We start from the raw sequence: 24,320 nt of genomic DNA on the forward strand, positions 1-24,320 counted from the left end.
ATGCCGGGTCGGGCCATCGTAAGCCAGCGGATCCTGAAGGCCGTGTGCAGGCGCCGGACGCTGCGTTCGGGACGCTGCGGCCCGCCGGGCGGGCTTTACGGCGGAGTGGATTCCGGGGGCAGCGCGTCGCCGGCGGCCCAGCCCAGTCGCTGGAGCTGGTCGAGCAGCGTGACCACGCGCGCCCGGCTGCCGGTGCCGTGCACGGGCAGGACCAGGCTGTCGCCAGGGCGCGCATCCGCCAGGATCAGGCGCGCGGCCGCGGTTTCGTCGAGACACTCGACGATGGCGCCGGCCGGCACGCCGCTGCGCAGCAGCGCCGCGCGCAGCACCCCGGCCACCGCGCCGCTCTCGCGCCCGCGCTGGTAGCCCGCCATGTCCTTCAGCACGATGTGGTCCGGTGCGAACGCCGCGGCCGTGGCCGCCAGCTCGCCGATGGCCTCGTCGCTGCGGTTGCCGGCCTGTCCCAGCAGCAGGTGCAGGCGCCCCCGGCCATCGCGCGCGCGCTGCACCAGCTCGAGCAGGTGCTGCAGGCCGTCCGGGTTGTGCGCGTAGTCGACGTAGGCCTGCACGCCGCCGCCGAGGGTCCAGCGCTGCAGGCGCCCCGGGTTGTCGCCGTGCGCGCTGCCGAAGCGGGCCAGCACGGCGGCGATCGTGTCCGGCGCGATGCCCAGGCGACTGGCCGCCAGCGCCGCGCCGGCGCAGTTCTGCACGTTGTGCGTGGCCAGTCCGCCGAGCGTCAGTGGCATGTCGGCGACTGCACCGAGGTCGTGGGAGCGGGTGCCGTCGAACAGCAGCAGGCGGCCCTCGCGCACGCCACAGCTGCCGCGGCCATCGCCGCGGGCCTGTCGCAGCAGCGGGTGGTCGTCGTCGATGGAGAACCATGCGAGCTGCGCGGCGACCGCATCGGCATGCGCGCGCAGCAGTGCGTTGTCCGCGTTGAGCACGACGGTGCCGTCGGCGGCGATGGCGCGCGCCACGGTCAGCTTGACCTGCGCGAGGCCGTCCAGGTCGTGGATGCCGTATTCGCCGAAGTGGTCGGGGCTGACGTTGGTCACCAGGGCGACATCGGCGCGCTCGACGCCGAGGCCGCGCCGCAGCAGGCCGCCGCGCGCGGTCTCCAGGACCGCGGCCTCCGCGTCGGGGTGGCGCAGCAGCGTGCGCGCACCGCCCGGGCCGGAATAGTCGCCGTCCTCGATCAGCCTGCCATCGAGGTAGAGACCGTCGGTGCAGCTGTTGGCGGTGTGCCAGCCGTGGGCCATCGCGATCGCCGTGAGCAGCCGGACGCTGGTGGTCTTGCCGTTGGACCCGGTCACCAGGGCCACCGGGATGGCGTGCAGCGCCTGCCACGGCACCTCGTCCGGCGCGGGCAGGGCGTGGTTGTCCCAGGTGCGGCTGCCGGTGCCCATGCCGATCGACAGCCGCTCGTCGTCGAGCAGCAGCGGCAGCGCGTGCACCGCGGACGCCTCGCGCAGCGCCGGCAGCCCCGGCAGGTGCTCGGCGGCCGCCACTGCGCGCAGCAGGTGCAGGGCCGCGGCCTCGTCGCCGACCGGCGCGTGCCCGGGCTGGAGCGCCGCTTCGCCGGTGTCGATGCCGGCCTCCGCCAGCGTGTCCAGCCAGGCCCATTCGTTGACTTCGGTGGCGGCGTAGAGCACGTCGGCGGGCGCGGTGAAGGCGAGGCTGGCGCCGGTGGCGTGCGGGCGCACCAGCACGGGGCCGTCGGGCCAGCCCAGCGCGTCGCGGGCGCGCGCGATGCGCCGTGTCCAGGCCTCGAGCAGCGCGTCGGCGACCGGCGCGCCGATGCCGGTCTCCAGCACCGCGCCGGTGCCGGCGAAATACAGGTTCGGCCCGGTCAGGCGGCGAGAGTCGTCGAAGGGCGGCGCTGCGGTGCTCATCGTGGATCCCGGGCTCAGTCGCTGTCCTCGTCCGGCGCGAACACCAGCCCGCGCTCCTCGCGCACCAGGCCTTCGAGCTCGAACGCAGGCGCCGTGTCGGAGCCGGGCAGCGGCGGCGGCGCGGGCCTGGCCGGCGCCTCGGCCGCGCCTTCCGGCCGGAACTTCGTGATCTGCTTCCACGAGCGCGCCAGCGCGTCGGCGAACACCAGCAGCAGGTCGCCGGGGCGGCCCATGCGCAGCGCGGCGTCGATCGCCGCCTGCTCGTCCGGGATCACCGAGATCGCGTCGTCCGGCACGCCCGCCGCGCGCAGGGAACGGGCGATGAGGTTGGGCACCTCGTCGCCGTCGCGGCCCCGCAGGCCGTCGTCGCGGCGGCAGATGTAGTGGTCGAAGCGGCCGGCCACCGCATCGGCGATGGCGACGATGTCGTCGTCGCGTCGGTCGCCCGGTCCGGCCACCACCACGATGCGGCGGCCGTCGACGTCCAGGCGCTGCGCCAGGTCGGCCATGACCCCGACCGCATGCGCGTTGTGCGCGTAGTCGAACAGCACCTTGAACGGGTGTTCGCTGAAGACGTTCATGCGTCCCGGCGCCTGGAAGAAGGTCGTGTCGAAGGTGCGCAGGCCCTGGCGGATGTCGTCCAGCCGGATGCCCATCGCGAAGGCCATGGAGGCGGCGAACATCGCGTTCTGCACGTTGTGCAGCGCGCGCCCCTCGAGCGTCGCCGGCACCAGGTGGGTCCACAGCAGCGGGATCTGGGTGCCCTTGTCGTACAGCGTGATCATGTGGCCGTTGACGCCTTCCTCCAGCGCGCAGGCGCGGCCGCCGGCGCGCACGTGCTCGCGCACCAGCGGGTGCCCGGGGTTCATGGTCACGTAGCAGATGGTGCGCGCCTGCGTGTAGCCCGACATGCGCAGCACGTTCGGATCGTCGGCGTTGAGCACCGCGCATTCGGTGGCGACCTCGACCACGATGCGCTTGATCTCCGCCAGCTGTTCCAGGGTGTCGATGCCCTTGAGCCCGAGGTGGTCGGACTGCACGTTGATCACCGCGCCTACGTCCACCTTCGTCACGCCCATGCCCGCGCGCAGCAGGCCGCCGCGAGCGGTCTCGAGCACCGCGAAATCGATCGTGGGATCCCGCAGCACCATGCGCGCCGACACCGGACCGGTCATGTCGCCCTCGACCGTCCGGTTGCCATCGATGTACACGCCGTCGGTGGTGGTGAGGCCGGGGGTGTGGCCCGACATCTTCGCGATGTGGGCGAGCATGCGCGCGGTGGTGGTCTTGCCGTTGGTCCCGGTGACCGCGGCGATCGGCACGCGCTTGGGCGAGCCGGGCGGGAACAGCATGTCGATCACCGGGCCGGCGGCGTCGCGCGGCGTGCCCTCGCTCGGCGCGACGTGCATGCGGAAGCCGGGGGCGGCGTTGATCTCGCAGATCGCGCCGCCGATGGTGCGGTGGCTTTCCGAGATGTCGGGGGTGATGAAGTCGACGCCGCCGACGTCGAGGCCGATCGCGCGCACCGCGCGCACCGCCATCTCGCGGTTGTCGGGGTGGATCAGGTCGGTGACGTCGGTGGCGGTGCCGCCGGTGGAGAGGTTGGCGGTGGAGCGTAGGTAGACGATTTCTCCCGGCGCGGGCACCGAGTCCTCGTCGTAGCCGGCGCGCGCCATCATCAGGCCGGCCTCGCGGTCGAGCTCGATACGGGTGAGCACCTTCTCGTGCCCGACGCCGCGGCGCGGGTCCCGGTTCACCTCGTCGACCAGCGCGGCGATGCTGCGCTGGCCATCGCCCACGACGTGGCCCGGCGTGCGTCGCGTCGCGGCGACCAGCTGGCCGTCGACCACCAGCAGGCGGTGGTCGTCGCCGGGCTGGAAGGTCTCGACGATCACCGAGCGGGAATGCTCCTGGGCCGCCGCGAAGGCGGCGCGGATCTCGTCGTCCCCGCGGATGTCGATGGTGATGCCGCGGCCGTGGTTGCCGTTCCACGGCTTCAGCACCACGGAGCCACCGAGCCTGCGCGCGGCCTTGATCGCGTCGGTCTGGCTGGACACCAGCACCTGGCGCGGCACCGGCAGCCCGAGCGCGCCGAGGATGCGGTTGGTCTCTTCCTTGTCGCTCGCCAGCTCCACCGCGATGTGCGGCGTGCGCCCGGTGACGGTGGCCTGGATGCGCTGCTGGTAGCGACCGTGGCCGAACTGCACTAGGGAGCGGTCGTTGAGCCGCAGCCACGGGATTTCGCGCTCCTCGGCCGCGCGCACCAGCGACGCGGTCGACGGTCCCAGCGCGCGCCGCTGCGCATAGCGGATGAAACCGTCGCGCGCCTCGTCCCAGGCCCAGTCGTCGGGCACGCTGCCGGCCGGGCGCAGCGCGTCGGGCAGCAGCGAGGCGACCAGGCGCAGCGCCAGGTCGCCGGCGGCGATGCCCTCCTCGCGCTGCGCGTACTCGTAGACCACGGTGTAGACGCCGGGACGGCCGTCGACGCTGCGGGTCTTGCCGAAGGTCACGTCCTCGCCGGCGATGTTCTGCAGTTCGATCGCGACGTGCTCGAGCACGTGCCCCAGCCAGGTGCCGTCGTCCTCGCGCATGCGGCGCACGAAGCCGCCGGGCTCGCGGTAGGAGCAGCCGTGCTCGGCCAGGCCGGGCAGCGCCGCCACCAGGCCGTCGATGAAGCCGGGCCCGAGGCGCGCGGTCGGCCACTGCTCGAGCTCGCCCAGGTCGAGCAGCAGCCGGATTACCGGGAAGTGCGCATGCAGCGACGGGCCAACGTAGACGGTGCGTTCGAGGATGCGCATGTGTGGTTGCCTTGTCAGGTCTTGCGGGTGGCGAGTCGTCCGGCGGACGCGCGCCGCGTGTGCAGGTTGAACGTGGCGCCGGCGACCAGGATGTGGACGCCGAGGCCGAGCATGCAGACCGGATCGTCCTCGTCGGCGTGGGCCATCGAGGAGAACTGCAGGTCGTGGGCGTCGACCACGGTCACCGCGCCGCTGCCCTCGACCTCGAGCGTGTCGTCGGGCGAGATGAAGGCGGCGGTGTCCTCGTCCAGGCCGATGCCGATCGCGAAGGGGTTGTAGGCCAGCGCGGCGGTCAGGCGGCCGAGGCGGTCGCGCTGCCGGAAATGCTGGTCGATGATGAAGCGGTTGGTCAGTCCGAGCCCGGGCGCCAGGCGCACGCTGCTGGCGCGCGGCGACGAGCCCTCCTTGCCGAAGGCGATCATGTGCTCGCTCAGGATCCCGGCCCCGGCGCTGGTGCCGGCGACGGTGACGCCGCGGGCATTGGCCGAGCGCACCGTGCGCGCGATGTCGGTGCCGCCGAGGATGGTCGACAGCCGCAGCTGGTTGCCGCCGGTGAAGAAGATGCCGCTGGCCTCGGACAGGCGCCGGACGCGGCCGGGTTCCTGGCAGTCGCGGCGGGTGTCGAAGTCCATCACCTCGACCTCGGCCACGCCCATCTCGCGGAACAGCGCCTGGTAGTTGAGGCCGCTGTCCTTCAGCCGGCTTGCGGTCGGGATGACCACGATGTCGGCGTCATCGCCGCCGCTGAGCTCGACGAAGCGCGCGAGGATGCGCGGGTTCGTGTCCTTGTCCTCCGCACCGCCGATCGGGATGATCCAGCCGCGTTGTTCCCCGTTGACGGGCTTGCTTGGCATCAATGGCTCCGCTGTTTCAGGTGTGCTGCGTTTCGAACGTACCACGGCGCACCACGGCGCCCCCGCGCACGTGCACGCGTCCCCGCGCGATCACGTCGGTGACTCCGCCGTCGTCGTCCAGCGCCACCAGGTCGGCGTCGGCACCGACCGCGATCCGGCCCTTGCGGGGCAGGCGCAGCAGGTCGGCGACGTTGCTGGTGAAGGCCGGCAGTGCGTCCTCCAGCGCGACACCGCGCGCGAGCAGTTCGCGCAGGGTCACGGCGAGGGCGCCGGAGTGGCCGACCTCCATGCTGCAGACGCGGCCCTGCTCGTCGAAGCAGGGCAGGCAGCCGCCGGCGTCCGAGCTCACGGTTACCCGCTCGCGCGGCGCGCCGCTGGCGAAGTAGCGGACCAGGGCGTCGGCGGCGCTCCACGCGTCCTCGTCGTCGGCCACCGGGAAGGCGGTGATGTCGATGCAGCAGCCACGGCGCGCGAGCTCGATGGCTTCGTCGAACAGCGCGCGGCGGCGGTTGACGTGGGTCGGGTTGAAGACGCGCGGCGGCAGCTCGCTCTGGTCGAGCGCGCGGCGCACGAGGTCGAGGCCGCGCGGCCCGTCGCCCAGGTGCAGGTGGACGATGCCGGCCTTTCCCGTCATCAGCCCGGCGACGTGCGTCTCGGAGGCGACGCGCAGCAACTCGTCGAGCGTCGGCTGGCTCGAACGATGGTCGCTGATCGCGAGTTCGCCGACTCCGATGAGGCAGTCGATGAAGGCCAGGTCCGCGCGCACGCTGCCGGTGAGCGTGGCCGGCGGCAGGTGGTAGCCGCCGGCATGGCCCCAGGCCGACAGGCCTTCCTCGCGCAGGGCGTTGATCCCGGCGACCAGCTCGCGCGTGCCGCGGGCGACGTCGTCGGTGCCGAGCAACCCCACCACCGAGGTCACGCCGCCGCGCGTGTAGCGCGAGAGCATCGGCGCCGGCACGCGGCTGGCGAAGCCGGCCTCGCCGCCGCCGCCGGTCACGTGCACGTGGCCATCGATGAAGCCCGGTACCAGCCGCCGCCCCGCGAGGTCCACCGTCGTGGCCGCCAGGATGTCCGGCAGCGCGGGGGCCTCCGCGCCCATCCACAGCACCTGGCCGCCGCCCACCAGCAGGTCCTGCCGTCCGAGCGGCGCGGGCGCATACACGTCCGCGTTGCGGACCAGCATCATCGTCATCGCCGAAGGTTGGCCAGCGCCGCGCCCTGCGTCAAGCGAGGACCGCGGGAAGGCGGTGGTATCGTCGGGTCCCCCAAGGCCGGTCGTCCACGAATGGGTACCTACGCGCTCGGATCCGTGTTCTCGCCGGCCTCGGTGGCGCTGGTGGGCGGGAGTCCGCGCGAACGCTCGCTGGGCCGGCTGGTGCTGCGGCAGGTCATCGACGGCGGCTTCGGCGGCCGCATCGGCGTGGTCAACAGGCGCTATCCCGAACTCGAGGGCGTGGCGACCGCGCCGCGCCTGGACGCGCTCGGCTTCGTGCCCGAGCTGGTGCTGGTGGCCACGCCGCCGGCCACGGTGGCGCGGGTGGCGATGCGCGCCGCCGATGCCGGTGCGCGCGCGCTGATCGTGCTGACCCGCGACATGGGCGAAGGCCCCGGCTCGCACAACGCGGCGCTGCAGGCGGTCGCGCGCGAGCGCGGGCTGCGCGTAGTGGGGCCGAACTGCCTGGGCGTGATCACGCCGCACTCGAAGCTGTTCGCGAGCTTCGCCGCGCACCGGCCGCCGAAGGGCGACCTGGCCCTGGTGTCGCAGTCGGGCGCGATCGGCGCGGCGATGATCGAGTGGGCGAGCGCGCGCGGGCTGGGCTTTTCCGCGGTGGTCTCGCTTGGCGACGCCGTCGACGTCGATTTCGGCGACCTGCTGGACTGGTTCGCCACCGACCGCCACACCCGCGCGATCCTGCTGTATCTCGAGCGCGTGCGCGACGCGCGCAAGTTCCTGTCCGCGGCGCGCGCCGCCGCACGCGGCAAGCCGGTGGTGGTGGTGCGACCTGGCCGCCACGCGCGGCGCCCGGGTCCGTTGTCGAGCCATGCCGCCACGCTGGCCACGCCGGACGCCGTGTACGACGCCGCCTTCCGCCGCGCGGGCCTGCTGCGCGTGCACGCGCTGGACGAGCTGTTCGCCGCGGCGGAGACGCTGTCGCACCTGGGCAGCGTGCCCGGCAAGCGCCTGGCGGTCCTGACCAACGGTGCCGGCACCGGCCTGCTCGCGCTCGACCGCCTGCAGGACCTGGGCGGCCGGCCGGCGAAGCTCGCCGACGCGACGGTGGCGCGGCTGGACGGCGAACTCGTGCGCGGCTGGTCGCGCGCGAACCCGGTCGACCTGCTCGGCGACGCCGACGGCGCGCGCTATGCCGCCGGCCTGCAGGCCCTGCTCGACGATCCCGGCAACGACGCCGTGCTGGCGGTCAACGTGCCGACGGTGCTGTCGGATCCGCGCGAGACCGCGGAAGCCACGGTGCGCGTACTCCAGCAGCGTCCGCGTGGCGCCCCGAAGAAGCCGGTGCTGGCGCTATGGCTGGGCGACGATGGCGGCGCCGCCGGTCTGCTCGGGGCTGCCGGGGTGCCGACCTACGCCAGCGAGGCCGAGGCCGTGCGCGGCTTCATGTACCTGGTGCGCCACCGCGAGGCGCAGGCGGCGCTGATGGAGACGCCGCCCAGCCTGCCGGAGGATTTCGCGGTGGACCGCGCGGCCGCGCAGGCGCTGGTGGCCGCGGCGCTGGCCGAAGGCCGCGAATGGCTGGATCCCGCGGCCACCGCGCGCCTGCTGGGCGCCTACGGCATCGCCATCGCCGCGCCGGTGCTGGCTGCCGACGCCGACGCCGCGGTCGAGGCCGCCCGTCCCCTGCTGGACGAAGGGTGCAGGGTGGCGGTCAAGGTGCTGTCGCCCGACATCGCGCACAAGTCGGACGTCGACGGCGTGCGCCTGCACCTGGGCAGTGAAGCGGCGGTGCGCGAGGCCGCGGCGGGGATCATCGCGCGGGCGCAGACCCTGCGCCCCGACGCCCGCATCGACGGCGTCAGCGTGCATCCGATGGTGCTGCGCGCGAAGGCGCGCGAAGTGATCGCCGGCATCGCCGACGACCCCGTGTTCGGCCCGGTGGTGGTGTTCGGCCGCGGCGGTACCGCGGTGGAAGTGATCGACGACACGGCGCTGGCGCTGCCGCCGCTGGACCTGCGCCTCGCGCACGAGCTGATCGGCCGCACCCGCGTGTCGCGGATCCTGCGTGCCTACCGCGACGTGCCGGCCGCCGACGAGCGCGCGCTGGCCCTGGTGCTGGTGAAGCTGGCGCAGCTGGCGGCCGACATCCCGGAAATCCTCGAGGTCGACATCAACCCGCTGCTGGCCGACGCCGAGGGCGCGGTGGCGGTGGACGCGCGGATCGCGGTGGCGCCGTCGACGCGCCTGCATCGCGGCCGCGGCCATCCGCGCTTTGCGGTATTCCCGTATCCGACCGAGCTGGAGCGCACGCTGGTGCTGTCCAACGGCCGCGAGGCCTTCGTGCGCCCGGTGCGCCCCGAGGACGACGCCATGTTCCGGCGCTTCTTCGAACACGTCAGCGCCGAGGACCTGCGCCTGCGCTTCTTCCGCGCCGTGCGCGACTTCAGCCACGACTTCATCGCCCGCCTGGTGCAGCTCGACTACGCGCGCTCGATGGCGCTGGTGGCGATCGATGCCGCCAGCGGCGAGATGCTCGGCGCGGTGCGCCTGCTGGCCGACTCCGATTTCGAGCGCGGCGAATACGGAATCATGGTGCGCTCCGACCTCAAGGGCGCCGGCCTGGGCTGGCGGCTGATGCAGGAGATGATCCAAGTCGCGCGCTGGATGGGCCTGTCCACCATCGAGGGCCAGGTGCTGCGCGAGAACAGCACCATGCTCGCCATGTGCCGGCGCCTCGGCTTCCAGGTGGTTCCGGACCCGGACGACGCCACCCTGATGCTGGTCACCCTCCCCGTCGAAGCCGCCCCCCTGTAGGAGCAGCTACAGCTGCGACCCCGGCACGCCACAAGGACGGTCGCAGCTTTAGCTGCTCCTACAGGCGGGCGTCGGGAGGCGCCGGTGGGCGTCGGTGGGCGATAATCGCGCGGCCATGCGCAAGATCCTCCACATCGACATGGACGCCTTCTACGCGTCGGTGGAGCAGCGCGACGATCCCTCGCTGCGCGGTCGTCCGGTGGTGGTGGCCTGGCGCGGCGCGCGCTCGGTGGTCTGCGCGGCGTCGTACGAGGCGCGGGTGTTCGGCGTGCGCTCGGCGATGCCGGCCGCGCGCGCCGAGCGGCTGTGCCCGGAAGCCGTGTTCGTGCCGCCGGACTTCGCCCGCTACAAGGCGGTGTCGAAGCAGGTGCGCGGGCTCTTCCTCGCCCACACCGACCTGGTGCAGCCGCTGTCGCTGGACGAGGCCTATCTCGACGTCACCGAGCCGAAGATCGCCTCGCCCAGCGCCACCGAGTCCGCGCGCATGATCCGCGCCGAAATCCGCGAGGCCACGTCGCTCACCGCGTCGGCGGGAGTCGCGCCCAACAAGTTCCTGGCCAAGATCGCGTCGGACTGGAACAAGCCCGACGGCCAGTTCGTGGTCAGGCCGTCGCAGGTCGAAGCCTTCCTGACGCCGCTGCCGGTGTCGAAGATCCCCGGGGTGGGCAAGGTCATGGAGAAGAAGCTGGCCGACATCGGCGTGACCACCGTCGGCGACCTCCGCGCCTTCGCGCTGGAGGAGCTGCAGGCGCGCTTCGGCAGCTTCGGCGCCGGCCTGTACCGGCGCGCGCGCGGCATCGACGAGCGTCCGGTCGAACCGGACCAGCCGGTGCAGTCGATCTCGAGCGAGGACACCTTCGCCAGCGACCTGCGCCTGGACGAACTCGAGCCCGCGATCCGCGCGCTCGCGGCCAAGGCCTGGGCGGCGACGCGCAAGACCGACCGCGTCGGCCGCACCGTGGTGCTGAAGCTCAAGACCTCGGACTTCCGCATCCTCACCCGCAGCTTCACCCCCGACGCGCCACCGGCCTCGGAGGAGCAGGTCACCGCGATCGCGCTGGCGCTGCGCGATCGCGTGCAACTGCCGGCCTCGACCCGCTACCGGCTGGCCGGCGTCGGCCTGGCCGGCTTCCGGGATGCCGACGACGTGCCGGTCCAGGCGCCGCTGTTCGCATCCGCCTGAGCGGGCGCGGCGCGCGTCGGGCGCAGCTCCAGCCACAGGCTGTAGGCCGCGGTGAGCGCCGGCAGCAGGTTCTGCAGCACGCCGACGGCGTCCTGCTTGTCCGAGAATAGGAAGTACGACAGCGTCATCGCGCTGCCGCAGAGGCTGATGATCCAGAAGCTGCGTGGCACCACCGCGCGTCCGGCGCGGCGGGAGGCGCCGAACTGCACCAGCCAGCGCGCGCCGAACAGCAGGGCGCCGGCCACGCCGACCAGCTTCCACGGTGTCAGCGCGATGCCGGTCCATGCGAGTGCTTCGATGGTCCCGTTCATGACAGCAGCTCCCCGCTGCGGATGATGCGTTCGTCCGCGACGGCGCAGGGATTGCGCCGCAGCAGCCACAGCACGCCGCGCAGGTCGCTGATGCCGACCAGTGCGCGGCCGAGGTTGTCGTACTTGCTCTGGCCGTGGCGGCGCGGGCGGTGGTTCACCGGCACGCTGAGCGTGCGCCAGCCCGCGCGCTGCATCAGCGCCGGCAGGAAGCGGTGCATGTGGTCGAAGGCGGGCAGGTCGAGGAAGGCGTCGCGCGCGAACAGTTTGATCCCGCAGCCCGTGTCCGGGGTGGCGTCGTGCAGCAGCCGGGTGCGGATCGCGTTGGCGATGCGCGAGGCCCAGCGCTTGCTGGCGGAATCCTCGCGCCGCACGCGCCAGCCGGCGAACAGGCGCACGCTGTCGTCGGCATCCGCGCGTGCCTGCAACAGCCGCGGCAGGTCGGCGGGATCGTTCTGGCCGTCGCCGTCGAGGGTCGCGACCCACTCCGCCCGCGCGGCCTTGACCCCGGTGCGCAGCGCGGCGCTCTGGCCGCTGCGCGCGCGGTGGCGGAGCACGCGCAGCTGCGGGCGGTTCGCGGCACAGGCGGCCAGCGCCGCGGCGGTGCCGTCGTCGGAGGCGTCGTCAACGCAGACGATCTCGTAGCGGGTGACGTGGCGGAGGGCGGCGTCGATCTCGTCGAGCAGGGCGGGCAGGTTGTCGGCTTCGTTGTAGGCGGGCACGACGACGCTGAGCGCCGGCGGCAGCGGACGCCGCGCGAGGGACGGATTCATCGTCATGGCTGCGTCCCGGCAAGGGCGTCGCCACGGTGGCGGGGCGCGGTGGAGATGGTGGTGGGCATCGCAGGCGTCGGCAGCGTGGGGTGGCGGAATGATCCGGGCGCCGCTGTCGGAGAGCCGTTGGAGCGATGTTGGCGCTTCGTTAATCCCCGTCCGCGGCGAATGGCGGCACGCTGCACCCTGGATCGACCGCGGTCCCGGGCACCAGCCACCAGTCCTGCCGGCTGGCATGGCCGATCATCCGCGCGCGGCCACGGTCGATGCAGGGTCCCAGCGCGTACTCCGGCATCCAGAGCCAGCGCCGCTCCGGCGCCGCCGCCACCCAGTCCGCGGCCTCGCGCCACTGCAGGTGCAGTGGCTGTTTGAAGCCGAACTCCTGCATCGGGCGGCCGGCCTGCAGCATGTGCTGCTCGCGCCAGGCGATCGCGCCGAGTTCGCCCTGCACGCCGATGCGCGCCGAGACGTCGCGCATCAGCGCCCGCCCCGAGCTCGAATCATCCAGCGCCGGCGCCAGCACCAGCCCGTAGCTGGCCCACAGCAGGGCCGTGAACAGCAGCAGGCCGGAGCCCACGCGCGGCCCGCGGAAGGCCGCGGCCAGCGCCCAGGCCGCGGCGCCGAGTGCGCCCAGCGCCCAATGGAAAGCGCGCATGTCGGCCGGCGCGATGCCCCGGGTTCCACCCAGCCGCGTCGCCCAGTCGGCGTCGGACAGGCCGCTGCCGGCGGCGCCCAGCAGCAGCGCGCCGCACAGCAGCAGCCAGCCCGACAGCAGCCACTGCACGCCGGCGCGCCGCAGCAGCGCCGGCAGCAGCGGCGCCGCGGCCAGGCAGAGCGCGGGCAGCGCGGGAAAGATGTAGACCTCGCGCTTGCCCGGGCTCAGCGAGAAGAACAGCAGCACCAGGGCCGCCCAGCCCAGCAGCAGCGCGTGGCGCGGATCGCCGCGGCGCAGGCGCCGCCACCAGGCCGGCAGCAGCCAGGGCAGCAGCAGGGCGCCCGGCAGCCACAGGGTCGCGATCACCTGCGCGTAGTACCAGGGCGGCTGCACGTGGTGCCAGGCGTTGACGTAGCGGGTGCCGGTCTGGCGGAACAGCAGCTCGTGCGCATAGGCCTGCAGTGCGGGATCGGGATGGCGCAGCAGCGCGATGCCCAGCGGTGCCAGCCAGACCGCCGCGCCCGCGGCGAAGGCGGCCAGCCCGAGCACCGCATCGCCGGCGACGCGCGCACCGGGCCGACGTGGCCGCCGCCGTCGCAGCCCCGGCCACAGCCAGGGCAGCAGCACCAGCACCGGCAGGAAGCCCACGCCCTTGGTGACGGTGCCGAGCCCGGCCGCGAACAGGCCCAGCGCCAGCCAGCGCCGCCGGTATCCGTCCAGCAGGTAGCGCAGCAGCGCGCACAGCGACAGCGTGGTCATCAGCACCAGCACCATGTCGATCTGCGCGCGCTTGGCCTGCAGGCCGAACTGCAGGCAGACGAACAGCGCCGCCGCCGCCCACGGCCCGTGCCGCGGCGACCACAGCCGCGCGCCCGTGCGCCGCACCAGCCACAGCGTCGCCAGCGCCGCCAGCAGCGACGGCAGCAGGAACGCCACCCGCCAGTCGCGGACCAGGGTCCAGGCGGCCGCCTGCATCCACATGAAGACCGGGGGCTTTTCGGCATAGAACTCGCGGCCCCGGCGTGGCAGCAGCCAGTCGCCGCTGTCGACCATGGCGCTGGCGGCCAGGACGAAGCGCGGCTCGTCCGGCGGCGAGGGATCGCGCAGGCCGATGCCGGCGGCCAGCGCGAACAGCAGCAGTGCCAGCAGTAGCCAGCGGGGCGGGAGCGGCGTGCGGGCGGGGCGCGGCGGCGGCATCGGCGTCTGCATCGGGGGACCGGGTGTCCGGGCGATGGTGGTCGGCGGCGCGTGGGAGAATCGTCGGAGCGCGCCGCCTCCGACATCGCTCCGACGTCACGGCGCGCAGCCTGTCCCCTCCCACCGGAGCTTCCCATGCGCCTGCTGGTCGTGGAAGACAACCAGAGCCTGGTCGCCAACCTCTTCGACTATTTCGAAGCGCGCGGCCACGTGCTGGACGCGGCCCCGGACGGACCCACCGGCTACCACCTCGCCTCGACCCAGGCCTACGACGCCGTGGTGCTCGACTGGATGCTGCCGCGGCTGGACGGCCGCGAAGTGCTGCGCCGCCTGCGCGAGGCCGGCCACGACATGCCGGTGCTGATGCTGACCGCGCGCGACGAGCTGCCCGACAAGATCGCAGGCTTCCGCGCCGGTGCCGACGACTACCTGACCAAGCCCTTCCAGCTGCCGGAGCTGGAGGTCCGCATCGAGGCCCTGGTCGCGCGCGCCAGGGGCCGCGGACGCGGCCGCGTGCTGGAGGTGGCCGACCTGCGCTACGACCTCACCACCCTCGACGTCACCCGCGCCGGCCGCAGCCTGCACCTGTATCCGGCCTGCCGGAAGCTGCTCGAGGTGCTGATGCGCGCCAGCCCGGCCGCGGTCACGCGCGAGCGGCTGGAGCAGGCGCTGTGGGGCGACGATCCCCCGGACGGCGACATGCTGCGCTCGCACGTGTACGAGCTCAGGCGCAGCATCGACGGCGCCTGGCCGGTGAAGCTGCTGCACACGCTGCCGCGGATCGGCTACCGCCTGGGCGAAGCGGCCGGGGACGACGATGCCGGCTAGGACCAGCCTGCGGCGGCGGATGGTGCAGGGCCTGCTGGCGTACGCGGTGCTGGTCTCGGCGGCGGTCTACTCCTACGGCTTCCTCGTCAACGAGCATGCCGAACAGCTGGTCTGGACGTCGCTGCTCGAAGCCGAGTTCGACCACATCGAAGGCCGGCGCGCGCTTTCGCCTGACCAGCGCTGGAGCGATACCGAGACTCTATTCCTGTATGGAGACGATGCCGCGAGCCCGCTGCCGGACGCGCTGCGGGGCCTGGCGCCCGGGCTGCACGACGAGGTGGTGTTCGACGGCAAGGAATGGGTGGTGCTGGTGCGCGAGGTGGAGGGGCACCCGTGGGCGCTCGCGCTCGACATCGGCGATTTCGAGCGGCGGGAGTTCTTCGTCGCCGCCAGCGTGCTGGGCGCGATGCTGGTGATGGTGGCGCTGCTGGGGCTGGCGATCGGCTGGGGCGTCGACCGGCTGACGCGGCCGATGCGCGCGTTTGCGCAGGGCATCGCGGGACTGCGCCCGGATCGGGTTGGCCAGCGCATCGCGCTGCCGGAGGACGCCAGCACCGAGCTGGCGGTGATCGCCGAGGCGCTCAACGACTACATCGTGCGCAACGAGCAGTACGTGGAGCGCGAACGCGTCTTCATCGACAGCATGAGCCACGAGTTGCGCACGCCGGTCTCGGTGATCGCCGGTGCGGCCGAGCTGGCGGCCGCGCAGGCCGGCGTGCCGGAGGCGGCGCGGCAGCAGATCGCGCGCATCAGCCGCACGGGGCGCGAGGTCGAGCGCCTGATCGCGCTGCTGCTGGTGCTGGCCAAGGATCCGGGGCGGCTGGCGCAGTCCAGCGACTGGATCGACCTGGCGCAGCTGCTGCCCGAGATCATCGACGACCACCTGCCGATGGCGCGCGAGAAGGGCCTGGCGCTGCTGCTGCACGCGCCCGCGCGCTGCCGGATCCTGGCGCCGCTGCCGGTGGTCCAGGCCGCGATCGGCAACCTGCTGCGCAACGCCATCGAGAACAGCGACAGCGGCGAGATCGACATCCGCGTCGACGGTGGCGCCGTGGTCATCGATGATCCCGGCCACGGCATGACGCCCGAGGAGATCAGCGCGATCTATGCGCGGATGGCGCGCGGCGGAGGTGGCCGCGAGCGCGGCGGCATCGGCCTGGACCTGATCTCGCGGCTGTGCGGGCATCTCGGCTGGACGCTGGAGATCGCGTCGCGGCCGGGGCAGGGCACGACCACGCGCCTGGACCTGTCGGTGGCGCGGGTCAGCGAATAGCCCGCGCGCGCCACCGCGGCGACAATGGCTCCCCCCATGCCGAGGAGGCGCCGCGTGTCCTTTCCCTATGCACTGGTCCTGTTCGACCTCGACGGCACCCTGGTCGACAGCGCCGCCGACATCGCCGAAGCGGTGAACCGCACCCTCGACGAGCTCGGCCATCCCCGCGAGGACGAGGCCACCGTGCGCTCGTGGATCGGACTGGGCACGCGCGTGCTGCTCGACAGCGCACTGCGCCATGCCGGCAGCACCGCCGACGTGGACGCGGTGATGCCGCGGCTGATGGTCCACTACGAGGACTGCCTGCTGCTCCACGCACGCCTCTATCCCGGCACCGTCGAAGCGCTCGATGCACTGGCGGACGCCGGCGTGGCGATGTCGATGGCGACCAACAAGCCCGAGCGCATGGCGCGCGTGCTGGCGCAGGCGATGGGCATCGACCACTATTTCACGCACGTCGTCGGCGGCGACACCCTGGCCGAACGCAAGCCGCACGCGATGCCGCTGCTGCACCTGGCGGCGCTGCACGGCGTGGCGGCGGCGGACACGCTGATGGTGGGCGATTCCGAGGCCGACGCCGGCGCCGCGAAGGCCGCCGGCATGGACCTGGTGCTGCTGCGCCATGGCTATCCGCGCGACTTCGACCTCGAGCGCGCGGGTGCGGTGGCCGTGCTCGACGACCTCACCACCCTGCCGTCCCTGGCCCGCCCGCAGGAGCAGCTGTAGGAGCAGCTATAGCTGCGACCCACCGCATGCAAAGCAATTCGCAGCTATAGCTGCTCCTACAGGGGAGCGCGGGCTCAGTTGGCGGGGGCGTAGCGCAGCGTCAGGCCGTATTCGCGGCCGGGCTGGTTGTACCAGGCGATGGTCTCGTACTCGCGGTCGAACACGTTCGAAGCGCGCGCCTGCAGCGTCCAGTCGGCGTTGATGGCGTACTCCACGCGCAGGTCGAGCGTGCCGTAGCCGGGCAGGCGCACCAGGTTGGCGGCGTCGTCGTAGCGCGCGCCGCTGCCGAAGGCGCTCGCGCCCACGCGGAACGCCCCGAAGGCCCGGTCCACGTCCACGCGAGCGGTGTTGCGCGACCGCCGCGGCAGCCAGTGGTCGTGGTTGCTGCCGGCGCTTTCATTGCGTGGATCGATGTGGCTGATTTCGGCGTTGAGGTCCCAGCCGGCCAGCGACACGAAGCCGGTCAGCTCGGCGCCGCGGATGCGCGCCTCGTCGACGTTCACCAGGGCGAAGTCCAGGTCGTAGCCGATCAGCGCCTCGACGTCGGTCTGGAAGGCGTTGAAGGTCCAGTTCCAGCCTTCGCCGTACTGCGCGATGCCGAGGTTGAGCGTCTTCGACTCCTCGGGCTCGAGGTCCGGATTGCCCCAGCCGCCGGGGTAATAGAGGTCGTTGAAGGTCGGCACCTTGAAGCCGGTGCCGGCGCTGGCGGTGAAGCGGAAGCCGTCGCCGAATTCCAGGCCGTAGCCGAGGCTGCCGGTGGAGTGGCCGCCGAACTGCTCGTTGTCGTCGTGGCGCAGGCTGGCCTCGAGGCTGTGCGCGCCGAAGCCGCCCTGGTACGCGACGAACAGCCCGGTGTTGTCGCGGTCGCGGACGGTGAACTCCGTGCTGCTGGTGACCTTGTCACGCATCCAGTCGATGCCGGCGCTGAGGACCTGCTCCTCGCCCACGGTGAAGTCGCCCTGCACCGACGCGGTGTCGCGGCGGGTGTCGAAGGTGCTGGCGAAGGTGCGCGTGCCGGTGGCGTGGTCGAAGAAGTGGTTGTCGGCGTTGTCGTCGGCGCGGCCGATCCGGACGTTGACCTCGGTGCCCTGGTCCGGGCGCCAGCCCATGCGGCCACCGAAGACCTGCTGCCGGGTGTCGGCCTCGTTGCCGCCGAAGACGCTGCCGTCGTACTCGTTGAAGGCGTCGGCCACCAGCGCATGGCCCTCGAGTTCGACGGTGTCGCCGAGCTTGCCGCCGCCGCGCACGCTCACCGAGCTGTTGCGGTAGCCGTCGCGGTCGGGCTCGTCGGCGAAGCAGCCCGCGCCCCAGCCCGCGGCGGTGCCGCGGCAGGAGTCGATGCCGTCGGTGCGCTGCCAGGCGCCCTGGGCCTGGAACCAGCCGCGCTCGCCGGTATTGCCGATGCCGGCGCTGGCCTGGCGCAGGCTGTTGCTGCCCACGCCCAGGCTGAAGTTGGAGCGCAGGCCTTCGCCGGCCGCGGCGCGGCGGGTGAAGATCTGGATCACGCCGCCGATGGCCTCGGAGCCGTACAGGCTCGAGCGCGGCCCGCGCACGATCTCGATGCGTTCGACCTGGTCCAGCGGCAGGTCCTGGAAGGCGGCCATGCCCGAGGTGGCCGAGCCGATGCGCACGCCGTCCACCATCACCAGCACGTGGTCGGACTCGGTGCCGCGCAGGAACACCGAGGACAGCTTGCCGGGCCCGCCCTGGTTGGCGAGGTTGATGCCCGCGCGCCCGCGCAGCAGGTCGACCAGGGAGGTCGCCTGGCTGCGCTCGATCACCGCACGGTCGATCACCTGCACCGGGACGTTGCTGTCCTGGGCATTGATGGCGGTGCGGGTGGCGGTCACCACGATGGTGTCGAGGTCGGTGGCCTGGATCGCGCCCGAGGCCAGTGCGGCCGGGGACAGGGCAAGCGCCACGGCGGTGGTCAGGATCTGGTGCTGCAGCTTCATCGGTGTCTCCATGCGTCGCGCACGCCCGCGCGACGGTGTCGTTGGGGGCTGCGGTCACGGAGATCGACGGAAGGGGTTGACGTGCTTCGGCACGGCGCGCGCTGCCGCCGCAATGCCCTCCGCATCGCAACCAGTCGTCCTCCTGGCCGGTCTCCGGGCTTGCGGGAAGGGCATTGCGATCAGCGGACCGACCGTGACGCCCGGCCCCGGCGCCTTCCCGTGCGGATGCACAGTGGCGGTTTGCCGGGGTGTTCCACGCCTACCGTTGCGGGGGCAGCGCCGGAATGCTTTGCCAGCCGTGGCTGGGATGAAGGTCACCGGCTTCCCGTTTCAACCCTTGGAGGAATCCCCGCGGGTCACCAGAAGTGGGGCGCAGTCTAAGCGATCGCCGGCGGCGGCGCCAAAGCTTTCGCGCCCGGGTCGCGGGACACCGCGGCCGATAGAATGCGGGCCTCTTTCACTGGGGGTGTCGGATGGCCGGAGCGTGGTGGAGCGGGGATTGCGCGGTCCTCTCGCGCGAGCACGCGGAGCGCGCCGAAGCGCGACAGGCCTGCCTGACCAAGCCGCCCGGCGCGCTGGGCCGCCTGGAAACCCTGGCCGTCGAGCTGGCGGCGATGCAGGCCCGTGACCGTCCCCGCGCTGCCCGGGTGCCGGTGCTGCTGTTCGCGGCCGACCATGGCGTGGTCGCGCAGGGCGTCTCCGCGTTCCCGGCCGAGGTGACCGTGCAGATGCTCGCCAACTTCGCCGCCGGCGGCGCCGCCATCGCGGTGCTGGCGCGCGAGCTGGGGCTGCCGCTGCACCTGCGCGACGTCGGCACCCTGGCCGAGGGTCCGGTGCCCGGCGCTACCGTCGACAAGCCCTGCCGCGGCACCCGCGATCTTAGCGCGGAGGCGGCGATGGACGCGGTCGAGGTGGCGCACGTGCTCGAGGCCGGACGCCGCGCCGTTGACGAGGCCGGCCAGGATGCCGACCTGCTGCTGCTGGGCGAAATGGGCATCGGCAACACCACGCCGGCGAGCGCGCTGGCCTGTGCGCTGGCCGCGCTGCCGGCCGATGGGCTGGTGGGCGCCGGGACCGGACTCGACGACGCCCGGATCGAAGGCAAGCAGCGGGTGATCGAGCGCGCGCTGGCCCTGCATGGCGGTGCGATCGCCGCCGCGCCGACGCCCGCGCTCGAAGCGCTGCGGCGTGTCGGTGGGCTGGAGATCGCGGCCATGGCCGGTGCGATGGTGGCCGCCGCGCAGCGCGGCGTTCCGGTGCTGGTCGACGGCTTCATCGTGTCGGCCGCCGCGCTGGTGGCAGTGGGCCTCAACCCGGGCGTGCGCGACTGGCTGCTGTTCTCGCACTGCTCGGCCGAGCGCGGCCATGCGCGACTGCTCGAAGCGCTGGACGCCACGCCGCTGCTGCGGCTCGACCTGCGGCTGGGCGAAGGCTCGGGCGCGGCGCTGGCCCTGCCGCTGCTGCGCCTGGCCTGCGCCCTGCACAACGACATGGCGACCTTCGAGGAGGCCGCGGTGGCCGGGGCATCGCCGGCGTGATCCTGGACCTGGTGCGCCACGCCGACACCGGACGCCGCGGCCATATGGACGGCCGCAGCGATCCGGCGCTGGTCGTGGGCGCCACCGACGCGGCCTGCCGGCGCCATGCCGGCATCGGCTGGTCGCGGGTGCTCGCTTCGCCGCTGCGTCGTGCCCACGACACCGCGCTGGCGCTGGCGAAGCCGCTGGGCCTGCCGGTGGAGACCGAGCCGCGATGGGCCGAGTACGACTTCGGCGACTGGGACGGCCGGCGCGGCGCGGAGCTCCCGGCGGCCGCCGTGGCCGCCTTCCACGCCGATCCGCTGCGCCATCCGCCGCCCGGTGCCGAGCGCTGGGATGTGTTCGGCGAGCGCATCGCGGCGGCGCTGCGCGCACTGCTGGTCTGCGCGGCGGCTGGCGCCAGCGCCGAAGATGAGCCGGTGCTCGTGGTCAGCCATGGCGGCCCGCTGCGGATGGCCCTGGTCCAGGCCTGCGGCCTGCCGCTGGCGGCATCGTGGGCGCTGCGCATCGACTACGGCACCCGCCTGCGCCTGCGCGTGGAAACGGGCGATGACGGCCGCCCCTGGGGCGAACTGCTGGAGCTCGCCCAGCCATGAGCCTGCGCCGCATGATCCTCGCCTTCCAGTTCCTGACCCGGCTGCCGACGCCGCAGGTGCACGACTTCCGCGACGACGACCTCACGCATTCGGCGGTCTACCACCCGCTGGTCGGAATCGCGATCGGCCTGCTGCTGGCGCTGCCGCTGTGGGCCTTCGACGACCGTCCGTGGCTGGCCGCGGTGCTGGCGCTGGCGCTGTGGACCTGGGTGACCGGTGCGCTGCACCTGGACGGCATGAGCGACGTCGCCGACGCGATGGGCGCGGCGCACCGCGATCCGGCGCGCTTCCTCGCGGTGCTGAAGGATCCGCACATCGGCGTCTTCGGCGCGGTCAGCCTGGTCGTGCAGCTGCTGCTGAAGCTGGTGCTGCTGGCCGAGCTGGCCGGCGCCGCCTGGTGGTGGGGCATCGCGCTGCTGCCGGCCTGGGCGCGCTGGGGCACCCTGTGGTGGAGTCGCCGCCTGCCGCCGATCCAGCAGGCCGGCATGGCCGAGCGCTTCTCCTGGAAGCTGGGCATGCGCGCGGTGTGGCTGTGGGCGCTGGCGCTGGCGGCGCTGAGCCTCGTGGTGGTGCCGCCGCTGCTGGTGGCGCTGGCGCTGGTGCCGCTGATCGGCGCGTACTGGCGGCGCCGGCTGGGCGGGATCTCCGGCGACTGCCTGGGCGCCAGCATCGAGGCGATGGAAACCCTGCTGCTGCTGGCCCTGGTGCTGGCGGCGGGAGTGCCCGTTCATCCCCTGTAGGAGCAGCTACAGCTGCGACCGCGGTCCTCGCGTCGAGCCACGCCGGTCGCAGCTGTAGCTGCTCCTACAGGCGGGCAGATGCGATCAGGGTGGGTGCGACCGTGCGGAGCGGCCCGGCGTTCCGGCGGGCGGGCCGGCTCAGCTGGCGTCGTCGTCGTGCATCACGGTGGTGGTCACCGGCCCCGCCGGCGGGCGGTTGCGCGGCGCAGGCAGCTCGGCGATCGCCTCTTCGGCCGCGGCCACCAGTTCGGCGCGACGATCCTCCGGCACGTCCTGCCAGTGGCAGTCGCGCAGCGCGCCTTCGAGCGAGTACAGCAGGTTCAGGCTGGGCTTGAAGCCGGCGCGCTTGATGCGCATGAAGGCTTCCAGCGGCCCGGCCTCGACCAGGTCCTCGGGCGTCCTCAGCCCGACCTGGCGCAGCCATGCGGCCGATTTCGGCCCGATATTGCGCATCTTGAGCGGCGGTGCGCTCATGTCGCCAGTGAGTCCAGATACACGCGCGCGATCTCCTCGAGTCCCCGCTGGTCATCAACGTCGAACCGGCCCGGAACCGGACTGTCGAGGTCGAACACGCCGACCAGCGCGCCGTCGCGGAACAGCGGCACCACCAGTTCCGAGCGCGAGGCGGCGTCGCAGGCGATGTGGCCGGGGAAGGCCTCGACGTCCTCGACGCGCTGGGTTTCGCCCGAGCTGGCCGCGGCGCCGCAGACGCCGCGGTCGAGCGGGATGCGCACGCAGGCCGGCTGGCCCTGGAAGGGGCCGACCACCAGTTCGGTGCCGTCGAAGAAGTAGAAGCCGACCCAGTTGAGGTCGGGCAGCGCGTGGTAGACCAGCGCCGAGAGGTTGGCGGCGTTGGCGATGCGGTCGCGTTCGCCGGCGAGCAGGGCGCGTGCCTGTGCGGCAAGCCCGGCGTACTGTTGCGGCTTGTCGCCGCTTAGACTTTGCGTGGTGAACATGCAGACGAGTGTAACGCGCGGGGTCCTGGTCACCGGGACCGACACCGGCGTCGGCAAGAGCCTGGCCAGCGCGGTCCTGCTTCATGCGCTGCGGGCGCGCAGCCTGCGCGCGGTGGGGATGAAGCCGGTCGCGGCAGGCTGCGACGCAACCCCCGAAGGATGGCGCAACGAGGATGCGCTGGCGCTGCAGGCGGCCAGCGATCCCGTACCCGGTTACGACGACGTCAATCCCTGGGCGCTGCCCGAGCCGACCGCGCCGCAGCTGGCCGCGCGCGCGGCGGGCGTGGAGGTCGCGCTGGCGCCCATGCTGGCGGCGCATGCGCGCCTGGCGTCGCGCGCGGACGTGGTCGTGGTCGAAGGCGCGGGCGGCTGGCTGTCGCCGCTGGCCGACGGCATCGAGCACGCCGACCTGGCGCACGCGCTCGAGCTGCCGGTGCTGCTGGTGGTGGGCCTGCGCCTGGGCTGCCTGAGCCACGCCCGGCTCACGGTGCGCGCCATCCAGGGCGATGGCTGCCGGCTGGCTGGCTGGATCGCCAGCGCGGTCGATCCGGGCTTCGGGCGCGGCCAAGACTATCTCGCCCTGCTGCGCGACGCGCTGCCCGTCCCCTGTCTGGGCGTCCTGCCCTGGACGCCGGCGCCCGCCGACCCGGCGGCGTTGGCGTCGAACCTGGCGTCCGCGGCCTCCGTCATCGCCGAAGGCGGGTGAATGCGCGCCGATCCGCGTCCCTGACTTCCTGCACGTCCGCGGCGGCAAGGCGATGCCATACTTTCCGGTTCAGAATCTCCCCCAAGGACCCCTCATGCGCCGCATCGCCCTGATCCCGATCCTGCTCGCGGCACTGGCGGCCTGCGGTGGGGAGGACGCGCCACAGGCACCGCCGCCGCCCGAACTGGGCGTGGTGGCGGTGCAGCCCACCGATGCGCCGCTGCGCCTCGACCTCGTCGGCCGGCTGGCGCCCTATCGCAGCGCCGATGTCCGCGCGCGCGTGCCCGGCGTGGTCCAGCGCCGCGTCTACCAGGAGGGCAGCGACGTGGCCGAAGGCCAGGTGCTGTTCGAGATCGACCCGGCACCGCTGCGCGCCGCCGCCGGCGAGGCCCGGGCGGCGCTCGCCCAGGCCACGGCCAACCAGGCCAACGCCCGCGCCGCCGCGGCGCGCGCGCGCAGCCTCGCGCCGCAGAAGTACATCTCGCAGTCCGACCTCGACAACGCGCTGGCCGCGGAGCGCAGCGCCAACGCCGCCGTCCAGGCCGCGCAGTCGGCGGTGGAGAGCGCCAACATCAATCTCGGCTACGCCACCGTGCGCGCGCCGATCGCCGGCCGCGCCGGCAAGCAGCAGGTGACCGAGGGCGCGCTGGTCGGCCAGGGCACGGCGACGCTGCTGACCACGGTCGACCAGATCGACCCGCTGTACGTGAACTTCAGCATGGCCGCCGGCGACCTCGACCGGATCCGCGGCATGCAGCTGGACCGCGACGGGCCGGTGGAGGTGCAGGTGCTGCTGCCCGACGGCAGCGTCTACGCGCACCCCGGCGAGATGGACTTCTCCGGCGACATCGTGGATCCGGACACCGGCGCGGTGTCCCTGCGCGCGACCCTGCCCAACCCCGACCGGCGCCTGCTGCCAGGCACCTACGTGACCCTGGTGGCCACGCTGGGCGTGCAGCACGGCGTGTTCCAGGTGCCGCAGGCCGCGGTGCAGCGCGACGCCAACGGCCCCTACGTGCTGGTGGTCGGCGCCGATGGCAACGTGGCCCGCAAGGACGTCACCACGGCCCGCGCCGAGGCCGGCCAGTGGATCGTGACCGATGGCCTGGCCGCCGGCGACCAGGTGGTGGTGTCGGGCCTGCAGCGCGCGCGCGTGGGCGAGCCGGCGACGGCGGCGCCAGCGCAGCCGGCGGCCGCACCGGGTGGCCAGGACGCTGCCGCGGGCGTGACGCCGGGCGTAGGCGAAGGCGCAGCCGATCCGGATGCGGCGGATCCGGCGACCGACGCGGCCGACGCCGCCGACGCCGCAGAAGCAGCGTCGGCCGGTGATGCCGCCAGCGGTCGCCAGGACTGA

At 73.2% G+C, this 24,320-nt stretch carries 19 protein-coding genes, 1 pseudogene and 1 riboswitch; of the genes and pseudogenes, 10 read left to right on the forward strand and 10 right to left on the reverse strand.

All coding sequences use genetic code 11. The features are described 5' to 3' along the window. Positions 1-95: 95 nt before the first annotated feature. Genes H9645_RS12635 through iadA form a run of 4 tightly spaced genes read right to left on the reverse strand, consistent with a single transcriptional unit; the run spans position 96 to position 6,730 of the window. Entirely contained in the window at positions 96-1,892 is a 1,797-nt protein-coding gene (locus H9645_RS12635; protein WP_191730039.1) for a Mur ligase family protein, read from the reverse strand. A 14-nt stretch (positions 1,893-1,906) separates the two neighbouring features. Beyond that, the gene (gene cphA / locus H9645_RS12640) at positions 1,907-4,690 is read right to left on the reverse strand and encodes a cyanophycin synthetase (RefSeq protein ID WP_191730040.1); all 2,784 of its coding nucleotides are present in this window, start codon (positions 4,688-4,690) and stop codon (positions 1,907-1,909) included. Positions 4,691-4,704: 14 nt separating this feature from the next. Then, positions 4,705-5,544, reverse strand: coding sequence for a cyanophycinase (locus tag H9645_RS12645; RefSeq protein ID WP_191730041.1), 840 nt, complete (start codon positions 5,542-5,544; stop codon positions 4,705-4,707). Positions 5,545-5,560: 16 nt separating this feature from the next. After that, positions 5,561-6,730: a beta-aspartyl-peptidase gene (gene iadA / locus H9645_RS12650; RefSeq protein ID WP_191730042.1), complete on the reverse strand. Its 1,170-nt coding sequence runs from the start codon at positions 6,728-6,730 to the stop codon at positions 5,561-5,563. A 99-nt stretch (positions 6,731-6,829) separates the two neighbouring features. On the opposite strand from iadA, the gene H9645_RS12655 reads away from it, so the two are divergent. Then, a complete protein-coding gene (locus H9645_RS12655) occupies positions 6,830-9,532 on the forward strand; it encodes a bifunctional acetate--CoA ligase family protein/GNAT family N-acetyltransferase (protein WP_191730043.1) in 2,703 nt (900 codons plus the stop codon). Between the two features lie 115 nt (positions 9,533-9,647). Beyond that, on the forward strand, positions 9,648-10,715 hold the full coding sequence (dinB, locus tag H9645_RS12660) for a DNA polymerase IV (protein WP_191730044.1): 1,068 nt from the start codon (positions 9,648-9,650) through the stop codon (positions 10,713-10,715). A 20-nt stretch (positions 10,716-10,735) separates the two neighbouring features. Here dinB and H9645_RS12665 read toward each other — a convergent pair. The 3 genes and pseudogenes from H9645_RS12665 to H9645_RS12675 all read right to left on the reverse strand — a co-directional run. Beyond that, a pseudogene (locus tag H9645_RS12665) lies at positions 10,736-11,026 on the reverse strand (lipid-A-disaccharide synthase N-terminal domain-containing protein); the annotation flags it as partial. After that, complete coding sequence (locus H9645_RS12670; RefSeq protein WP_191730046.1) at positions 11,023-11,796, reverse strand: glycosyltransferase family 2 protein; 774 nt, start codon at positions 11,794-11,796, stop codon at positions 11,023-11,025. The gene H9645_RS12670 and the pseudogene H9645_RS12665, both read right to left, overlap by 4 nt. 148 nt (positions 11,797-11,944) lie before the next feature. Beyond that, a complete protein-coding gene (locus tag H9645_RS12675) occupies positions 11,945-13,648 on the reverse strand; it encodes an ArnT family glycosyltransferase (protein ID WP_191730047.1) in 1,704 nt (567 codons plus the stop codon). Positions 13,649-13,783: 135 nt separating this feature from the next. On the opposite strand from H9645_RS12675, the gene H9645_RS12680 reads away from it, so the two are divergent. The 3 genes from H9645_RS12680 to gph are packed head-to-tail and all read left to right on the forward strand — an operon-like array spanning position 13,784 to position 16,475. After that, positions 13,784-14,476 (forward strand): response regulator transcription factor, encoded by a 693-nt coding sequence (locus tag H9645_RS12680; RefSeq protein WP_191730048.1) that lies wholly within the window; start codon positions 13,784-13,786, stop codon positions 14,474-14,476. Continuing rightward, complete coding sequence (locus tag H9645_RS12685; RefSeq protein ID WP_191730049.1) at positions 14,466-15,749, forward strand: sensor histidine kinase; 1,284 nt, start codon at positions 14,466-14,468, stop codon at positions 15,747-15,749. The genes H9645_RS12680 and H9645_RS12685 overlap by 11 nt, the downstream gene beginning before the upstream one ends. 54 nt (positions 15,750-15,803) lie before the next feature. Then, positions 15,804-16,475, forward strand: a complete 672-nt coding sequence (gene gph, locus H9645_RS12690) for a phosphoglycolate phosphatase (RefSeq protein WP_318240545.1) — start codon at positions 15,804-15,806, stop codon at positions 16,473-16,475. A gap of 74 nt (positions 16,476-16,549) precedes the next feature. Here gph and btuB read toward each other — a convergent pair whose 3' ends face one another. Next, complete coding sequence (gene btuB / locus H9645_RS12695; protein ID WP_191730051.1) at positions 16,550-18,430, reverse strand: TonB-dependent vitamin B12 receptor; 1,881 nt, start codon at positions 18,428-18,430, stop codon at positions 16,550-16,552. A gap of 127 nt (positions 18,431-18,557) precedes the next feature. Further along, positions 18,558-18,809, reverse strand: a riboswitch (cobalamin riboswitch). Positions 18,810-18,903: 94 nt separating this feature from the next. Between btuB and cobT the strand changes: the two genes are divergently transcribed. Genes cobT through cobS form a run of 3 tightly spaced genes read left to right on the forward strand, consistent with a single transcriptional unit; the run spans position 18,904 to position 21,304 of the window. Continuing rightward, positions 18,904-19,968: a nicotinate-nucleotide--dimethylbenzimidazole phosphoribosyltransferase gene (gene cobT, locus H9645_RS12700; protein ID WP_191730052.1), complete on the forward strand. Its 1,065-nt coding sequence runs from the start codon at positions 18,904-18,906 to the stop codon at positions 19,966-19,968. Further along, the gene (locus tag H9645_RS12705) at positions 19,965-20,564 is read left to right on the forward strand and encodes a histidine phosphatase family protein (protein ID WP_191730053.1); all 600 of its coding nucleotides are present in this window, start codon (positions 19,965-19,967) and stop codon (positions 20,562-20,564) included. The genes cobT and H9645_RS12705 overlap by 4 nt, the downstream gene beginning before the upstream one ends. Next, positions 20,561-21,304, forward strand: coding sequence for an adenosylcobinamide-GDP ribazoletransferase (cobS, locus tag H9645_RS12710; RefSeq protein ID WP_225218242.1), 744 nt, complete (start codon positions 20,561-20,563; stop codon positions 21,302-21,304). Before H9645_RS12705 ends, cobS begins: the two co-directional genes overlap by 4 nt. Before the next feature lie 138 nt (positions 21,305-21,442). On the opposite strand, the gene H9645_RS12715 is transcribed toward cobS, so the two are convergent. Both H9645_RS12715 and H9645_RS12720 read right to left on the reverse strand, forming a co-directional pair. Continuing rightward, positions 21,443-21,778: a TfoX/Sxy family protein gene (locus tag H9645_RS12715; RefSeq protein ID WP_225218243.1), complete on the reverse strand. Its 336-nt coding sequence runs from the start codon at positions 21,776-21,778 to the stop codon at positions 21,443-21,445. Further along, positions 21,775-22,260 carry a GAF domain-containing protein gene (locus tag H9645_RS12720; RefSeq protein WP_191730054.1) on the reverse strand — a complete coding sequence of 162 codons (486 nt, stop codon included), beginning with the start codon at positions 22,258-22,260 and terminating at the stop codon, positions 21,775-21,777. Before H9645_RS12720 ends, H9645_RS12715 begins: the two co-directional genes overlap by 4 nt. Here H9645_RS12720 and bioD point away from each other — a divergent pair. Together bioD and H9645_RS12730 are read left to right on the forward strand one after the other, a co-directional pair. Next, positions 22,259-22,966 (forward strand): dethiobiotin synthase, encoded by a 708-nt coding sequence (bioD, locus tag H9645_RS12725; protein WP_191730055.1) that lies wholly within the window; start codon positions 22,259-22,261, stop codon positions 22,964-22,966. The two genes, H9645_RS12720 and bioD, sit on opposite strands and share 2 nt — an antisense overlap. A 94-nt stretch (positions 22,967-23,060) precedes the next feature. Next, the gene (locus H9645_RS12730; protein WP_191730056.1) at positions 23,061-24,320 is read left to right on the forward strand and encodes an efflux RND transporter periplasmic adaptor subunit; all 1,260 of its coding nucleotides are present in this window, start codon (positions 23,061-23,063) and stop codon (positions 24,318-24,320) included.

The sequence above is a fragment of the Luteimonas colneyensis genome, assembly GCF_014836665.1.
GTDB classification, from domain to species: domain Bacteria; phylum Pseudomonadota; class Gammaproteobacteria; order Xanthomonadales; family Xanthomonadaceae; genus Luteimonas; species Luteimonas colneyensis.

Bases quoted from the DNA above. Each gene is read 5' to 3' on its own strand.
- cobS (WP_225218242.1), top strand. From the start codon at position 20,561: ATGAGCCTGCGCCGCATGATCCTCGCCTTCCAGTTCCTGACCCGGCTG.
- H9645_RS12730 (WP_191730056.1), top strand. From the start codon at position 23,061: ATGCGCCGCATCGCCCTGATCCCGATCCTGCTCGCGGCACTGGCGGCC.
- bioD (WP_191730055.1), top strand. From the start codon at position 22,259: ATGCAGACGAGTGTAACGCGCGGGGTCCTGGTCACCGGGACCGACACC.
- H9645_RS12645 (WP_191730041.1), bottom strand. From the start codon at position 5,544: ATGCCAAGCAAGCCCGTCAACGGGGAACAACGCGGCTGGATCATCCCG.
- H9645_RS12680 (WP_191730048.1), top strand. From the start codon at position 13,784: ATGCGCCTGCTGGTCGTGGAAGACAACCAGAGCCTGGTCGCCAACCTC.
- H9645_RS12685 (WP_191730049.1), top strand. From the start codon at position 14,466: ATGCCGGCTAGGACCAGCCTGCGGCGGCGGATGGTGCAGGGCCTGCTG.
- H9645_RS12720 (WP_191730054.1), bottom strand. From the start codon at position 22,260: ATGTTCACCACGCAAAGTCTAAGCGGCGACAAGCCGCAACAGTACGCC.
- H9645_RS12675 (WP_191730047.1), bottom strand. From the start codon at position 13,648: ATGCCGCCGCCGCGCCCCGCCCGCACGCCGCTCCCGCCCCGCTGGCTA.
- cobT (WP_191730052.1), top strand. From the start codon at position 18,904: ATGGCCGGAGCGTGGTGGAGCGGGGATTGCGCGGTCCTCTCGCGCGAG.
- H9645_RS12655 (WP_191730043.1), top strand. From the start codon at position 6,830: ATGGGTACCTACGCGCTCGGATCCGTGTTCTCGCCGGCCTCGGTGGCG.
- iadA (WP_191730042.1), bottom strand. From the start codon at position 6,730: ATGATGCTGGTCCGCAACGCGGACGTGTATGCGCCCGCGCCGCTCGGA.
- H9645_RS12670 (WP_191730046.1), bottom strand. From the start codon at position 11,796: ATGAATCCGTCCCTCGCGCGGCGTCCGCTGCCGCCGGCGCTCAGCGTC.
- cphA (WP_191730040.1), bottom strand. From the start codon at position 4,690: ATGCGCATCCTCGAACGCACCGTCTACGTTGGCCCGTCGCTGCATGCG.
- btuB (WP_191730051.1), bottom strand. From the start codon at position 18,430: ATGAAGCTGCAGCACCAGATCCTGACCACCGCCGTGGCGCTTGCCCTG.
- H9645_RS12715 (WP_225218243.1), bottom strand. From the start codon at position 21,778: ATGAGCGCACCGCCGCTCAAGATGCGCAATATCGGGCCGAAATCGGCC.
- dinB (WP_191730044.1), top strand. From the start codon at position 9,648: ATGCGCAAGATCCTCCACATCGACATGGACGCCTTCTACGCGTCGGTG.
- H9645_RS12635 (WP_191730039.1), bottom strand. From the start codon at position 1,892: ATGAGCACCGCAGCGCCGCCCTTCGACGACTCTCGCCGCCTGACCGGG.